The sequence below is a fragment of the Streptosporangium saharense genome (genome assembly GCF_014203715.1).
GTDB classification, from domain to species: domain Bacteria; phylum Actinomycetota; class Actinomycetes; order Streptosporangiales; family Streptosporangiaceae; genus Streptosporangium; species Streptosporangium saharense.
In genome coordinates, this window is the sequence record NZ_JACHJP010000004.1 from 524,949 (window position 1) to 538,633 (window position 13,685).

A 13,685-nucleotide genomic window follows, 5' to 3' on the forward strand; every position below is an offset into this window, starting at 1 on the left:
TGGCCTGCGGAAAGTTAGGTCAGTTAGCCGGGTTAGCCGCCCCCGCCGATGCTCGGAAAACCCCTGTAGGAGGGCATCGGCGGGTAGGGGAAGGGCGGCTAACTGGCGGCGTCGGCGTCCTGGCGGTCGGCCAGCGCCTGCCGTACCAGTTCCGGGGAGACCGGCCACTTGTTGCCAGTGGAGGGCACCTTGACGCCCAGCTCGGCCAGCTGCTCGCGCAGCGCCTTGCCGGTCAAGGACCGGTACGGCACCCACTGCGGGGCGTGAGCGGCCAGCAGCGGCGGCAGGTCCGCGGCCGGGACGGTCAGCTCCCCGAGCACCGCGGCCAGGTCGGCCAGCAGATCCCGGTCCGGTTCGGCCTGCCGGGCCGGGCGGGTCGTGCCGGGCACGCCGGTGCCGCGCTTGGCGATGGCCTCCATGGATCGTTCGATGATGGGCGTCAGCTCATCACGGCCCTTGGCGATGGAGATGAAGTACACCTGCACGATGTCGGAGCGCTCCCCGGTCAGGCCCTTGCACACCGCGGTGCCCTTGTCCACGCCGGGGATCAGCTCGGTGGCGCGGTGCCCGGCCGAGTAGGCGCCCTGGCCCAGCAGCGCGTCGTTGGCCACGTGGTCGCCGACCGCGAAAGCGATGCCGTTGGAGCAGTTGCGGGTGACATCGCGCGGCATGCTGTCCTTGGTCGGCGCCTGGGTGGAGACCAGCAGGTGGATGCCGCGCTTGCGGCCCAGCTTGACGATCCTGATCAGCAGCTCGGCGATCTCCTTGCCATAGGTCTTGTGCTGGATCGCGATGTGGGCCTCCTCCAGCAGGTAGAACAGCGGGTGCAGGCCAATCCCGGCATCAGCCAGCTTGCGGGTGACGGCCGGTTCCTGGTGCTGGATGAGCAGCTCCCCGCGCTGTTGCACCTCGGCGTCGAGTTCCCGCAGATCGTCGAGGATCTCGGCGATTTTGTCGTCTTCGGCGCCCATCACATACCGCGAGCAGCGGGGCCGGAACAGCTCGAAGTCGAAGTTGCTGTCCGGCACCCCGATGCGGATCTCGGCGGTGGGGTCCAGGCTGGCCCCGGCCAGGATCACCCGGGCGGAGCTGGACTTGCCCTGACCGGGCATGCCGCCAGTGATGGTGTTGCGCTCCATCAGCGGCGCCATGATCGGGTCTCCCCGCAGCGTCTTGCCCAGCGGGACGCCCTTGAAGACGTCCACCACACCCTCGGTGAGCAGCGGGTACGGTCCGGCGCCCTCGGCCAGGGCGCCCTTGTCAGCCACCCACAGATCCAGGATGCCCGCCTCGCTGCCGGTGGTCGGCCAGACCTCTTTGGCCGCCCGGTACAGGCCGGTGGCCAGCGCGGCGCGGCGCTTGGTGAGCTGCTCGGCGGTGACTCCGGCGGGCAGGCGCAGCACCGCGTGCGTGCCCCGGCCGTCGCGGCGGGCGGTGGTGAGGTATTGCAGGGGCAGGCCCTGCTTGAGGTAGGTGGTGATCTGCGGGATGCGCAGCGCTTCCAGCGCGCGGGCGATGGTCGTCTCGTCGATGCTGATGTCGAGGTCGGCGTCGGCGGCGGTGGCCAGCCACGAAGGGGCGTTGCCGCGTCGTCGTCCTTCCCGCCAGGCCGCCCACACCAGAGCGATCGGCGCGACGGTCAGGGCCGGGGAGAGGCCGAACGCCACAGCGTCGAAGACCCACCGCAGGACGGTGCCCGCGGCTTTGGGGACGGTGAGGAACTCACCCGCGCCGGTGGCCCACACCAGGGTCGAGGTGCCCAGCAGCACCACCCCGGTGGCGGCCACGCCCCCACCTGCGACCTTGGCCAGCCCCAGCGCCAAGCCAGGCAACGCCGCCAGGCGGGCGTGACGCCGGTCGGCCGCCTGTGCCTTGCGGTCCATCCATTCGGACAGCGCGGCCCGATCGCCCATCGCTTCGGCCGCCCGGATCTGACGGCGGTAGGCGCCCAGGGTGAGGGCGTCCCAGGCACGCACCAGCCAGGAGTGTCCACCCTGGCCGATCGTGACGGTCACGCCCAGCGCGCCCCGGGTCAGGCGTACGGTGCGCTCATCGGCGCGCACCCGCGCCGCGTGCTCGACGGCCTGCCCCAGCAGCCGCACCAGCGGCGCGGCCTGCGAGTCATCCGGCGCGTCGGGCAGCGCTCGGGGCACCACCGTGCCCTCCAGCGGCGCGGCCCCGTCACCGTTGTCGCGGCGGGGGAAGCGCACCAGCTCGCCCATGGAGTCACCACCTTCGGGCAGCGGATCAGGGGTGTGGTGGAGCGTCATGCCCGGCCTCCCGCCGTGCGGACCATGCGGAGCGCCCGTCCGTCCATGGCCAGCGCGCTGGCCGCCCGGCACGCCGCCCAGGCCAGCGCGGCCAGGGCCAGCCACAGCGCGCCCCGGGTGGCCACCAGCAGCGCATACAGCGGAGCGGCGATCAGTACGGCTCCCGCCCACCCCACCCAGCGAGGCGCCGACGCGGTCGCGATCCGGGCGCTGACCTGGGTGGGGGTCCGTGCGCTCTGCTCCGGGTCGGTGACCGATCCGGCCAGCAGCACGACCAGCAGCAGAAAGGCCATCGCCGACATCAGGGAGTTCATGCCGTCCCTCCGTCCAGGTCGTCGCTGTGCTGGGGGTTCTTCAGGTCCGTGATGGTCAGCGTGCGGCCGGACGTCAGCGCGGCGGCCAGCATCCACCGGGCGGCTCTGCTCTTGCCGCGCCCGGCGATGGCTCCCATCGGGTAGGTCGTGCGGGTGTTGGCCGGGGTGATGTTGTCGGTCATGATGAGGGCACCTCGTTCTCGTGTTCATGGATGCGGTTCGGGTGGCCGGGGCACGGCCGGAGTCTTGGCGGATGAGGGCCGTGCCCCGGGCGGAGCTACTTGCCGGGCTTGGCGGGCTTGGTGATCAGGGCGCCGCCGGGCAGGCGCAGGAACTCGGCGTTGCCGTCGCGGTGCCTGACGTGCGGGCTGTCCGGGCGCTGGCAGGTGTAGGACTCGGCGCCGTCCCGGCTGACGAACCCGGCACCGCAGGTGGGCTTGTTGGTCTTCATGGCTGTTCCTCAGTGAGTGGTCGATCGGCGGTTTTGGGTTCAGGGGTTGCGGAGTTCGTCGCGCAGGGTGCGTGACAGGTCTTCTCGGCAGCGCAGCGCGTTCTGGATCGCCCGCGCTGAGGGGACGGCGGGCAGTTGTCCGGAGGCGATCAGTCGCCTCAGTTCGGCGCGGTGCTCATCGGGCGTCCGTCCTCGGCCGGTCTCGGAGGGAGGGTCCTCCGCCCCTCCTCCGTCCCTCCTCCATCGCTGGTCAGCGCCCTGAGGCGTCGCCGAGGGCGGGGCGGTGTGTGGGGTGTGGTTCATGCCCGCGAACGCGGCCAGGATGATCGGCAGGACGGTCACGATCGCCACGGCCACGACCGGCCCGAGCAGGTGCAGCACCAGGGCGGCCATGCTGAATGTCTCGGCGATCCCGGGCAGGTAGGGCCAGGCGTTCATGGTCGCGGTCAGGCCCAGGAACAGCCACTCGATGCGGATCACGGTCGGGTGGTTCAGCATCGTGCCGCGGGTGCCCAGGTAGGCGCGGGCGCCGACCACGACGAGCAGGGCCATGGACATGAACGGCTCGACCAGCCACGCGAAGATCCAGGCGGGCGATCCGGCGGCGGCCCCGTCGGCGGCGAACTTCTGCACCCCGGCCGTGGACCACGCCAAGGCCAGGGTCAGGGCCAGCATCGCGGCGATGACCAGCAGCCGCCGGACCCGTACGGTCTGGTAGATCTGCATGGCCGGGGCTTGGGCCAGCTCATACAGCCGGGCCGCTTCGTGCGCGGCCCGGCGCCGTTTGCGGACCTTGTCGGTGTCCAGCGTCAACGGCGCGTCATCGTCCTGAAGAACGGCCAGCGCGTGCGCTTCGGCGACCTGCTGGCGCAGCTGCCGCACGCGTTTGGTCTCACCGCTCGGCGGATCGGTCGGACGTGCCAGCACGGGCTCGGACGGAGGCGCGGGTGGCGCCTGGGCGGCAAGGTGACGTTCGAGCGCGGCGATGCCGCGCGTCACCTCCTCCGGACTCGGGTCCGGGACGGGCATGGTGGTCATGATGCTGCCTCCTTCAGGGGCGGCGGTTGGTCGGGGCCGGACGGCGGTCGTAGCCGTCGCGGGCGGAACGGGTCATGCCGCGCTGGCGGTCGGACTCCAGCCAGGCGTCCTCGCGCTTCTTCAGGGCGGGCAGCGCCAGGCCGTGCACCAGGTGCCCGAGGCTCTTGTCGCTGTCGAGGCGTCTCACCGGCCGGTCCACATCCGGCGGAGCCGGTGGACGGCGGCGATGTCGGGCACGTCCTTGGGACGGCGCGCGGCCTCCTTCCAGGCCAGCACGCAGGCCAGCCGCATGAACGGCAGGCCGTCGATGACGTCAGCGCTTTCGATCAGGTGGTCGGTGCACCAGCCGGGAGTCCACCGGTCCACGAACTCGATGGGTACGGCCGGGTGGTGGATGGCTAGGCCGTACCCGGAAGGGGCGGGACGCGGGGCACCGAGGGTGGCGGCGATTCGCCAGGCCGGGCCGGTGGCCAGCACATCCAGGTCACCGATGCGCTCACGCAGGCCACGCACGTACAGGGCCGCTGACCCGCAGATCACATACGAGCCGCGCGGCAGGCCCAGGCCGGTCAGAGTGGCGAACAGCCCAGCGGAGTCGGTCAGCAGACGGTCAGCGCCAGAGAACGGGGAGAAGGTCACCGGTTGCCTTCCGTTTCGGGAGATCACAGGCGCCAGCCGCGGGGTGGGCGGGAGTGAGTACCGCCCACCCCGCAGGGGAGGATCACCAGCTGGTGGAAACCTTCAGCGGGTGGGCGGTCGGGGTAGTTCCGCGCATCCAGGCGCTGCCGTAGTCAGCGCGCTCCCCGGAACCCAGCCAGGGGACGTGAGTCTTGCTGGACTCCCAAGGGCCGTACTTGTCGCTGATCAGGCGCATCCCGTCAGTGGAGACCTCCAGGCGCACCTCCAGCCCCGTGGGCAGCTCCGCCACTTGGAACAGGCCGATCTCACGCGCGGGCAGCTCCGCCGCCCAGGGGATGAGGGCGGCCAGCAGGTCGGCGTGAGCGACGGTGGAGGCGGACGGCGAACGAGGGTCGCTGACGTAACCGAAGCTCGACACGCTCTGCACCAGCACTCTCACGCCGTCCACCTGTCCGGACGTCTCCCACCAGTCGTCCGGCTGGGAGACCTCCCATCCCTGGGCGTGGGCAAAGGCGTGAACCACGGCGAGCTGCTCAGCCGCCGTCACTTCCACGCAGGGGGCGATCAGCACCATGCTGGGAGGGATTACCTCCGCCCCGGCCTCGACGGCCTGGGCGTCCTCGTCGTCGGCCAGCAGGGACACCACCAGCGGCGGCAGGTCGCCCGCGTCACGCACGACGCGGGAGGCGGCGGTAAGCAAGGTAGGAATCATGAAAGCTCCTGAGGTTGAGAACGGCCCTGCCCGCCGGACGGTGGGCAGGGACTACTGGGGTCACGAACGGGGCAGGCGAACCTCCAGGTAGACGCGGACCTGACGGCTGTTGCCCCGCGACGCGTACGGGTCGGAGACCTCGACGACGTCGAAGGTCTCCTCGATCTTCTTCGTGGCCTGGGCGACCTCATCGGGCATGCCGAAAAGACGGATCTTCAAAGGGTTCCTTTCAAGGGGGACGGAAGCGCGGTAGGCCAGTGACAGGCCCCGCGGCTACTTCTGGGGCTTCACCTGCTGGGGGACACGGCCGGTGCCGTCACAGACGTGACACTTCTTGCCGTGGCTGCACCTGCCGTTCACGCAGGCCGTGCAGGCGGTGGTGTCGTCGGGCACGGGCCTCCTTCACGGTGATCGGGAGCGCTCTGCTCCGGACACGCGCCCGCGCGGGGGCGGGCGCGATCCGCAACCTCAGCGCTCGTCGAGCAGGTCGCGCAGCAGCGAGACATGCGCGGCGAACACGCTCCCGCCGACGTCGGCCAGCGCGGCCACCACGGCGCGGTAGCTGTCGGCCCGCACCCACGCGGCGTGGCGGGCGTCGTCGGCGCCGGTCACGGCGGGTAGCTCGGCGACCTCGCCCAGGTCCGCGGTCGCAGGCCAGGTGACCATCCACGCCTCATCGGTCGCGCGAGGGTCGGGCACGTACCGGACGGGCAGCACCGTCCAGATCACGCCGTCGCCCAGGACGAGGCCGGTCTCCTCTGCCAGCTCACGGATTGCGGCATCCACCGGAGCCTCACCGTCGTCCAGACAGCCGCCGGGGGCGGCCCAGCCGTGCCCGTCGTCGCGCTCGACCATCAGCAGCCACCGGCCACCGTCGTAGTGGGCGGTGACGAGGGCGTCCGCGGCGACTTTCTCGCCCCAGTGGCCCAGCTCGCCCCTGCCGTACCGGATGCCGGTCGGGTAGCGGTTCCGGCCGGGGTTGACCGGCCGCCCGTCGATGACCTCGAAGGGGATCGCCGCGGCCTGGAGGCGCGCGGCCCAGTCGATCCGGCGGGGGTCGCTTTCCTGCTCGGCCCAGCCCTCGCTGACGCCTCGTCCGAGAACGTCGGGGTGGGTGTAGGTGATGCTCACGGTGCTCTCCTTGGGGGTCACAGGCCGATGGTGACGTCGCCGGTGATGACGTCGGTCTGGTGGCCGACGCGGGCGTTGCCGGAGCGGATGTTGGTGACGGCGCCGGGGGCGGCGTCGGTCTCGGTCTCCTCCGGGGTCGGTCTGTCGTCGGTGGGGGCGACCCGCCCGATCTGAACGGCCAGGTAGCCGCCGGTGGTGATGTTCGTCTTGCCCATCTCGATCTCCTTCGCGGGATCAGGGAGCGCTCTGCTCCGGGCACTCGCGCGGCTGGCACGGCCGGGCGAGCACCCGCAACGGGGCGATCAGATGCGGGGACGGAGGCACTCCCACCGAGGGCGCGTCACGTCACGTTCCCGGCGATGATCAGGGCGGTGATGAAGAGCCACGCGTGGTGCCAGGACTGGTCCAGCTGGTAGGCGCCGGTGCCGGTCGGGGCGAGCATCCGGTCGCCGAGCTGGTAGAACCCGGCCTTGCGCACCCGCATGGCGAGCCGCTCCAGGGTGACGGCTTGTGTGCGGTCGGGGTGGGGGGCTGACCGGTCGGCCCAGTAGTGGGAGGCGGCATCGGCGCCCAGCGCGATCACCACGGCCGCCGGGGACAGCCTCAGGCCGGTCAGCAGGATGAGCGCCAGGAGAGCCCCGAGCTTGGTGGCGGTGAGGGTGAGGACGTGCCGCAGGCACGCCAGCCGCCCGACCAGGCCGGGGGCGCCCTTGGTCGTGGCCTGACAATGGGTCTGAGCCCAGTGATCCCCCACGGAGTGGCCGGTCCACAGCGCGGCCCACAGCGCGGCGAACGCCGCCACCGTCAGCATGCTGGTGGTCATGCTCGCCCCAGCTCGGATGCGGCCGGGACCAGGCCGGTGAACATCCCGTCCCAGTCGGTGGTCTCGGCGTCCAGACCCGCCCACACCCCTACCGTGGGGCGCACCCGCAGCGCGCGGGCCAGGCACAGCACCCGCACCGGGCACTCGGCGCAGACCTCGACGGCGACCTGCACCCGCGCGGTCCGCTCCTCGGGCGCCTCGGGGGCGCTCTCGGGGTCGGGACCGGTGTGCAGCTCGGGGCAGGTGCACAACGCGCCATCGGCCAGCTCAGCGGGCAGATCAGCGACGGCATCGAACAACGCCGCAGATGCGGCGGGGACAACAGGGGTACAGGTCAAGGGCATAGCGGTCCTTTCAAACGGTCGTCTCAGACGCGATCAGGGGGCTACTTGAGAAGCGCGTTCATGAGCGCGATCAGGCCGACGTTGGCCAGGACGAACGCCAGCGCGAACGCGAGCATGGTGAAAGCGGTAGGACGCATGACGGTCATCTCCCTCAGGTGGAGAGCGCCGGTCTGACGCTCCGGACACGCGCCCGCACAGGGGCGGGCGCGATCCGCAACCTCAGCGCCGTTCGTTCTTCTGGCGCCTCTGCAACATCTCCTCGACACGCTTGCGGGCCAGGTCACGGGCCCGTGCGTTGCCGCCGTACTGCTCCAGCTCGCGCGCTTCCTTCTGCTGCCGGACGAGCTCTCCGCGGGCCTTGTCGCGCAACTCCTCGTCGGCGAAGTCCTGTAGGGAGGTGCGGTAATCGGGCTTCTTGGCCATGCCGGTCTCCTTCGGGCGAAGGGAGCGCTCTGCTCCGGGCACCGGCCCGACCAGGTGGCCGGGCGGGCACCCGCAGCCTCAGCCCTCCTCCAAGGCGCAAAGGCACTCGTCGCAGCAGATACGGCGGTCCCAGACCGTTCCGGCCACGAACGCGGTGACCGCCGCGACGCCGTACAAGGCGGGCACGGCGAAGGTGACCGCGAGGGCGAGGGCGATCACGGCCAAGGCGGTCAGGACGACACAGCGGGGAGTCAGCCCCAGCTCGGCGGCCAGCTTGCCGCCCTTCGTGGGCATCGAACCCATGACGATCTCCTCGGTGGGGTCGGCGGTGGGGAGCGGCTGCTCCGGGCACCCGCCCACCCCGGTCGAGGTGGTGGGCGAGCACCCGCAACAGGCGGTCAGCCGATCCAGCGGCGCAGCCCCTTGGGAGGGGCACCGGCCCGTTGGAGAGCGGATTCGCGGTAGGCGGCGGCCTTGCGGCGGCCCACCGCCTTCTCCAGCTCGGCGGCGGCCTTCTCCCGCTGGACCCTGGTCACGCCGAGCCCCTCGGCGGCCTCGGCCAGCTGACCGAAGTACGTGGCATCGCTGGAGGCTTTCTTGGCCTTGGCCAGCTGCTCGGGCGACATCCGGCTACGCACCCTTGCCCCCCTTGCCCTCGGTCTTGTCCTTGTCGTCGGCCGACTGCTGGACCATGGCGCTGTCCAGGGCGTTCTGGGCAATGAGAAGGGCGGCGAGCCGCTCGGCGGGCGTCACGACTTCGCCCCCTCGGCGATCGCCAGCCAGCGCGGGTCATGCGCGCCACTCACGTAGTCACGCAGGTCACCGAGGAAGACAGAGGAGTCACGGGCTCCGGCTCGAATCTGTGGGTCGTCGGCCCCGCAGAGCTGGCAGCCGTCCACGTGCTCGGCCAGCTGCTCACGGGTCATCCGGCTGACGTCGGGGGCGCTCACTTCTTGCCGCCCTTCCCGCCCTTGGGGGCCAGGACGGGCAGGCCCCGCTCCACCCGGAGCTGGGCGTCGTAGGCGTCGCGCATGGTCTTCGCCTCACCGGACTCGGTGAACAGGACCCCGCCGCGGCTGAGCAGCCTGCCGGGGCTGTTGGCGGGGGGCTTGGGGTGCGTCATGATGAATGCGCTCCTTGTACGGAGACGAGGGCGGCCCCGGGTCTTGGCGGATTGGGGGTCGCCCTCAGCGGTTACCGGCCGGACGGCCGGAGCGCCCCGGCAGGGAGTCGAACCCTGCCTTTCGACCATCGGGGCTGAAAGGTCGGCGGCTCAGATCACCGGCGCCGCGTAGCGAACGCCACGCGAGCCGGTCAAAGCCGACGCCAGACGAGGCGTATACACGTCGCCCCTGGTGGAACGGGCCTCCACGACCAGGCCGCCCTCGCCGAGAGCGGCCAGGTCAGCGGTCGCGGTCACGGTGACGTCGCCCGAGGTGGACGCCGCGCAGAGGCGGCCGGGCCGGGACGCGGTCACCGTGATGTCGCCCGAGGTCGTGGTCAGCCGACCCGACCCGCCGAAGTCGGTGATCTGGATGTCACCTGAGGTGGATCGCAGCACGGCGACCGTGGTACGGCCGATCCGGATGTCACCGGACTTGGTGCTCACGCTGACCCCGTCCGCGTCCCCGACGCGCACGTCACCGGACGTGGTGGTGGCGGTGAGCGACCGGACGGTGTCGGCGGTCAGGTCCCCGGAGACGCTCTCGAAGTCGAGCGTCTCCAGGAGGCCGCGGGTGCGGACGTCGGCGGAGCGGGTCTCCACCCGCAGGGCCGATCGGCGCGGCAGACGGATCGTGGCGCGAACACCCCCGCCACCGGTGATGACGATGCCTTCACCGAGGAAAACCATGTCGGCGTCGATCACGAGGCCGGTCACCACGGTGTTTCGGCTGATGACGGTCACGGTGTCGTGCTCCGGGGCGGGGACGTGCAGACGCACGACGGAGCCGCGGGTGGTCAGGGTGGCGTCCGCGATGGCGCGGGCGGCCGGGCTGTCGGCGGTGGCTTCGAGGGCGATCTCGACGTGGTCGATGTCGTCGGCGATCACCTCGACGGCCCCGTCCGGCATGGCCAACTCGAAGACGAGATCGGCCAGGAGCGGGGCGGACAAAGTCCGCGTGGTCATGGTCATGATGCTCCTTGATGGAGTCGAAACGATGGATCATGCGCAGGCGTTTTCCCTGCGTAGGCCGCCTTTTGTCGGGGAGGCGGTGGCCCACGTCTTGAGTTGTCAGGCATCGAGTGCGACAGCCTGCTGGGCGCGCGGCACGAGAGCCGCCTTCCCTGGCTTCCAGCTGTGCGGGACTGCGTTGCCAGGAACCTAACAGTTGAATGGGCTAGCTATCAACTGTTAGGTCTCAAGATTTTTTTAGAGAGGCTTCTGAGCAGGCAAAATGCGCCTCTATCAACTGATAGATAGGCTGGCGGTACACCTGGCCAGCGGAAGGATCATCGGCACATGGCAGCCTCACGAGAGCGGCTCAATCGCTCCCAGTCCTTGCATCAGCAGGTAGCCCGAACCATCCGCAACGACATCGCGGCTGGCGTGCTTCGACACGGCCAAGCGCTGCCATCGTCACGTGTGCTGGCGCAGGAGTGGGGGGTCAGCGTCTTCACGATCACCGAGGCCATGAAGGTGCTGGCCGAAGAAGGCATCGTGCTCAACCAGTCCAGATCAAAGCGCGTCGTCAATGCTCCTGATCAGACGCTCAGGAATGATCTGCGCGCGCAAAATCCGCACGTAATTATCATCGGCGGATATGCGGGCAGCGGAAAGACTGAGCTGGGCAGAATTCTTGCTAGAGAAACAGGCTGGTCCATGCTCGACAAGGACACGATTACACGCCCTGTCGTTGAAGCTGCTCTAGAGATTCTCGACCTCTCCCCGAACGACCGAGAATCTGAGGACTATCTCACCAAGATACGCCCCCGCGAGTATGAAGCACTGATGGCGGCGGTGGAAGAGAATCTAGCCTGCGGCAATAGTGTCATCGCAACCGCGCCGTTCATTCGAGAGTTTAATGACGCCGCATGGCTAGCGCGGACAGAGGCTTCCTTCGCTTCCAAAAATGCGGCAATATCGCTGGTTTGGGTCTATTGTGACCCAAATACCATGCACACTTACATTCGGCATCGTGGTGCGGCTCGTGATGCCGCAAAGCTGGGGAACTGGTCAGGCTACCTATCGGGCATTGACGTGGCATTCCGTCCGGCGGTTCCTCATAGCGTGATCGACAATAGTGTGTCCAGTGAGCCCTTGCAGAATCAGGCACGTAATCTCCTTAAGGAGATTATTAATACGAAGGAAAGTTGATGCCAGGCATCGTCCTCTACGGCCCACCGGCAGCTGGGAAAGACACGATCACAACGGAACTCGAAAAGCTTGATAGGCGCTATCAGGCGTTCGCTCGACTCAAGTCCGGAGGTGGTCGCACTCGCGGATATCGCATCACGACCGATGCCGCCATTGCGGAACTCCGGGAGGGGGGTGATGCCATCTGGGAAAATAGCCGATATGGGGCTACCTACGTAGTCGATCGCCCCGGATTGGCACAAAGTCTCGAAGAGGGAATCCCCGTGGTTCACCTTGGACAGGTTGAAGCTGTCAGCAGGATTACCGAATCAATTCCTGACAGGTGGCTGGTGGTGTCCCTTTGGTGCCCCCGGGATGTAGCCGAGGAGAGAATTGTCGCCCGTGGATCGACCGACCTAGCAGAGCGACTGTACGCCTGGGATGCAACAGGGCCTCTCGTCGGTGCGGACCTAGCCATTAACACGGCCAAGGTTTCACCTGAGCAAGCGGCGCAACTGATCGACACTGAGGTGCGCAGGGTTGCGGACCTGTAAAGTACGCGCTTATGCAGCAGCTTGCGCTCTTTGACCTCGACAACACCCTTGTGAACTTGGATAAAGCCTTTGCGGTGTGGGTAATCGAATTCGCCGATCTACATGGATTGGGCTATGAAGCGGTTGATCTGATGATGTCGCTAGACCGGGCAGGCTATCCCCATCGTGAGGTGTTCTTCGCCAAGATTCGCGAACACTTCGCTCTGCCTGAACCGGCCGGAGAGCTGTGGAGACAGTACCGCCAGCGCATGCCGTACCTCGTTCGCTGCCAACCTGAAGTCAAGGACGGCCTTATTCGACTCCGCGCGTCCGGCTGGAAAGTGGCCATCGTTACTAACGGGACAGCAGACAACCAGTTCGGAAAGATTAACCAAACGGGGCTGTCCGAGATAGTGGATGCTTATGTGCTCTCGGGAATTGAGGGAATTCGCAAGCCCGATCGCAGACTGTTCGAGATCGCAGCCGAACGGTGCGGCATGAGCCTCTGCGCTGGGGGCGGATGGATGATCGGAGACAACCTTGTAGCCGACATAGCTGGGGGACGCGCAGCAGGTCTCCGCACGATTTGGATCGACCATGGGAAATGGTCCGACTGCGAACATAGCGCGGACTACGTTTTCACGGACGTACTCCAGGCGATGGAAATTCTGCACGAATAAAGTTGAGCGGCGTGACGGCAGCAGAGGTCTGGCGTACGGTCGAGCTATGGCTAGGAATGATGAGGAGGAAACTCCTCAGCGTCATCGGTGTGGCGCCTGCTTGGGCGAAGGCGGTAACTGGGAAGACCGCAACGGAACTGGCCCCAAACAGTCCGTGTGGGTGAGGTGCCGCGCTTGCCGCGGCACAGGATGGCAGGACACATGACCGATCCGCTCACCTGCCCGGAGTGCGAGGGGACCGGCGAGGATCGCAGCCTGCCGGGATACGTACTGAAGTGCATGTGCTGCTATGGGCGCGGCGTCGTAGGCGGCCCTGACGACCCAGAGGAGAACCCGCTACCGCCGCCGACTACACCACCCCCCGCGTGGAACCATCGCGTCTGGCACGACCCGATGATTTCCGCCGCCCTGCCGTGCCGCCTCTGCCTCGGGTCAGGCAGGCTCGCCCACGTTGATCAGGTCACTAGGAGCTTGACGACACTGCCCTGCCAGTGCCAGGCAAGCCGGTAGCTGTGCCGAATACGTGCCGAAACCCAAGCCTCTGGGCCTCATATCTGAGCGTTTTCCCTGGTAGGCGGTGTCCTACGAAGGACATGAGGCTTCCACTACGGATCAGAAGGTTAGGGGTTCGAGTCCTCTCGGCCGCGCAGCAGATCAGAGGCCTTCCGGGATCATCCCGGAGGGCCTCTTTCATGTCCGTACAGCAGCGCAATACAGCAACGCAGCCGCTCACAGACGCGTCCCGCCGCAGCTCGTACCCTCCGAGTCGCCGGCCGCTCTGCTCAGACGCCGCCGAAGCCCTCCTGCAGACGGCGAACCCAGCCCGCAGGAAAGACTCGTACAAGCCGCTCATTGCTGGTCGCCTGGCAGACCTCGTCCGCCGGGCGAAGCAGGACGTCGTCCGATCGCCATGGGGCGCTCGAGGTCTGTCGCGGTCGGGGCGATCGAAGAGCCAGGGTTCGTTCTTCACTCCGGCTCACTGGGAAGCGCGGTCGACCGCGCGCCGCAGTCCGGATGCCCAGCGGCAGGGAT

General features: G+C 68.4%; 23 protein-coding genes. 3 read left to right on the forward strand and 20 right to left on the reverse strand.

All coding sequences use genetic code 11. The features are described 5' to 3' along the window. Positions 1–98 precede the first annotated feature (98 nt). The 20 genes from FHS44_RS22210 to FHS44_RS22300 all read right to left on the reverse strand — a co-directional run bounded on the left by FHS44_RS22210 (position 99) and on the right by FHS44_RS22300 (position 10,279). Positions 99–2,270, reverse strand: a complete 2,172-nt coding sequence (locus FHS44_RS22210) for an ATP-binding protein (protein ID WP_184717603.1) — start codon at positions 2,268–2,270, stop codon at positions 99–101. Continuing rightward, positions 2,267–2,584 carry a hypothetical protein gene (locus FHS44_RS22215; protein WP_184717605.1) on the reverse strand — a complete coding sequence of 106 codons (318 nt, stop codon included), beginning with the start codon at positions 2,582–2,584 and terminating at the stop codon, positions 2,267–2,269. Before FHS44_RS22215 ends, FHS44_RS22210 begins: the two co-directional genes overlap by 4 nt. Then, positions 2,581–2,766, reverse strand: a complete 186-nt coding sequence (locus tag FHS44_RS22220) for a hypothetical protein (protein WP_184717607.1) — start codon at positions 2,764–2,766, stop codon at positions 2,581–2,583. Before FHS44_RS22220 ends, FHS44_RS22215 begins: the two co-directional genes overlap by 4 nt. 95 nt (positions 2,767–2,861) lie before the next feature. Next, positions 2,862–3,035, reverse strand: coding sequence for a hypothetical protein (locus FHS44_RS22225; RefSeq protein ID WP_184717608.1), 174 nt, complete (start codon positions 3,033–3,035; stop codon positions 2,862–2,864). Between the two features lie 39 nt (positions 3,036–3,074). Further along, positions 3,075–4,073: a conjugal transfer protein TraI gene (locus FHS44_RS22230; protein WP_184717609.1), complete on the reverse strand. Its 999-nt coding sequence runs from the start codon at positions 4,071–4,073 to the stop codon at positions 3,075–3,077. Between the two features lie 13 nt (positions 4,074–4,086). Continuing rightward, complete coding sequence (locus FHS44_RS22235) at positions 4,087–4,260, reverse strand: hypothetical protein (RefSeq protein ID WP_184717612.1); 174 nt, start codon at positions 4,258–4,260, stop codon at positions 4,087–4,089. Then, positions 4,257–4,712, reverse strand: coding sequence for a hypothetical protein (locus FHS44_RS22240; RefSeq protein ID WP_184717614.1), 456 nt, complete (start codon positions 4,710–4,712; stop codon positions 4,257–4,259). The genes FHS44_RS22235 and FHS44_RS22240 overlap by 4 nt, the downstream gene beginning before the upstream one ends. Before the next feature lie 82 nt (positions 4,713–4,794). Further along, positions 4,795–5,424: a hypothetical protein gene (locus FHS44_RS22245; protein WP_184717616.1), complete on the reverse strand. Its 630-nt coding sequence runs from the start codon at positions 5,422–5,424 to the stop codon at positions 4,795–4,797. Between the two features lie 60 nt (positions 5,425–5,484). Then, entirely contained in the window at positions 5,485–5,643 is a 159-nt protein-coding gene (locus FHS44_RS22250; protein ID WP_184717618.1) for a DUF3970 family protein, read from the reverse strand. A 249-nt stretch (positions 5,644–5,892) separates the two neighbouring features. After that, positions 5,893–6,555 carry an NUDIX domain-containing protein gene (locus tag FHS44_RS40210; protein ID WP_184717620.1) on the reverse strand — a complete coding sequence of 221 codons (663 nt, stop codon included), beginning with the start codon at positions 6,553–6,555 and terminating at the stop codon, positions 5,893–5,895. 17 nt (positions 6,556–6,572) lie between these two features. Further along, entirely contained in the window at positions 6,573–6,770 is a 198-nt protein-coding gene (locus tag FHS44_RS22260) for a hypothetical protein (RefSeq protein ID WP_184717623.1), read from the reverse strand. Positions 6,771–6,895: 125 nt separating this feature from the next. Next, entirely contained in the window at positions 6,896–7,378 is a 483-nt protein-coding gene (locus FHS44_RS22265) for a transcriptional regulator (RefSeq protein ID WP_246435789.1), read from the reverse strand. Further along, complete coding sequence (locus tag FHS44_RS22270; RefSeq protein WP_221461118.1) at positions 7,375–7,677, reverse strand: WhiB family transcriptional regulator; 303 nt, start codon at positions 7,675–7,677, stop codon at positions 7,375–7,377. The genes FHS44_RS22265 and FHS44_RS22270 overlap by 4 nt, the downstream gene beginning before the upstream one ends. A 264-nt stretch (positions 7,678–7,941) precedes the next feature. Beyond that, the gene (locus FHS44_RS22275; RefSeq protein ID WP_184717627.1) at positions 7,942–8,145 is read right to left on the reverse strand and encodes a hypothetical protein; all 204 of its coding nucleotides are present in this window, start codon (positions 8,143–8,145) and stop codon (positions 7,942–7,944) included. 78 nt (positions 8,146–8,223) lie between these two features. Next, the gene (locus FHS44_RS22280) at positions 8,224–8,448 is read right to left on the reverse strand and encodes a hypothetical protein (protein ID WP_184717629.1); all 225 of its coding nucleotides are present in this window, start codon (positions 8,446–8,448) and stop codon (positions 8,224–8,226) included. Positions 8,449–8,543: 95 nt separating this feature from the next. Then, positions 8,544–8,771, reverse strand: coding sequence for a hypothetical protein (locus FHS44_RS22285; RefSeq protein ID WP_184717631.1), 228 nt, complete (start codon positions 8,769–8,771; stop codon positions 8,544–8,546). A gap of 4 nt (positions 8,772–8,775) precedes the next feature. Further along, positions 8,776–8,898 carry a hypothetical protein gene (locus FHS44_RS41845; RefSeq protein ID WP_281401533.1) on the reverse strand — a complete coding sequence of 41 codons (123 nt, stop codon included), beginning with the start codon at positions 8,896–8,898 and terminating at the stop codon, positions 8,776–8,778. Beyond that, positions 8,895–9,095 carry a hypothetical protein gene (locus tag FHS44_RS22290; RefSeq protein WP_184717633.1) on the reverse strand — a complete coding sequence of 67 codons (201 nt, stop codon included), beginning with the start codon at positions 9,093–9,095 and terminating at the stop codon, positions 8,895–8,897. The genes FHS44_RS41845 and FHS44_RS22290 overlap by 4 nt, the downstream gene beginning before the upstream one ends. Further along, complete coding sequence (locus tag FHS44_RS22295) at positions 9,092–9,268, reverse strand: hypothetical protein (protein WP_184717635.1); 177 nt, start codon at positions 9,266–9,268, stop codon at positions 9,092–9,094. The genes FHS44_RS22290 and FHS44_RS22295 overlap by 4 nt, the downstream gene beginning before the upstream one ends. A 150-nt stretch (positions 9,269–9,418) precedes the next feature. After that, positions 9,419–10,279, reverse strand: coding sequence for a DUF4097 family beta strand repeat-containing protein (locus tag FHS44_RS22300; protein WP_184717637.1), 861 nt, complete (start codon positions 10,277–10,279; stop codon positions 9,419–9,421). 327 nt (positions 10,280–10,606) lie between these two features. Here FHS44_RS22300 and FHS44_RS22305 point away from each other — a divergent pair, with 327 nt between their 5' ends. Genes FHS44_RS22305 through FHS44_RS22315 form a run of 3 tightly spaced genes read left to right on the forward strand, consistent with a single transcriptional unit; the run spans position 10,607 to position 12,653 of the window. Then, entirely contained in the window at positions 10,607–11,461 is an 855-nt protein-coding gene (locus FHS44_RS22305; protein ID WP_184717639.1) for an AAA family ATPase, read from the forward strand. Further along, complete coding sequence (locus tag FHS44_RS22310; protein WP_184717641.1) at positions 11,461–11,994, forward strand: P-loop nucleotide/nucleoside kinase family protein; 534 nt, start codon at positions 11,461–11,463, stop codon at positions 11,992–11,994. Before FHS44_RS22305 ends, FHS44_RS22310 begins: the two co-directional genes overlap by 1 nt. An 11-nt stretch (positions 11,995–12,005) precedes the next feature. Then, positions 12,006–12,653, forward strand: coding sequence for an HAD family hydrolase (locus FHS44_RS22315; RefSeq protein WP_184717643.1), 648 nt, complete (start codon positions 12,006–12,008; stop codon positions 12,651–12,653). The last annotated feature ends 1,032 nt before the right edge of the window (positions 12,654–13,685 follow it).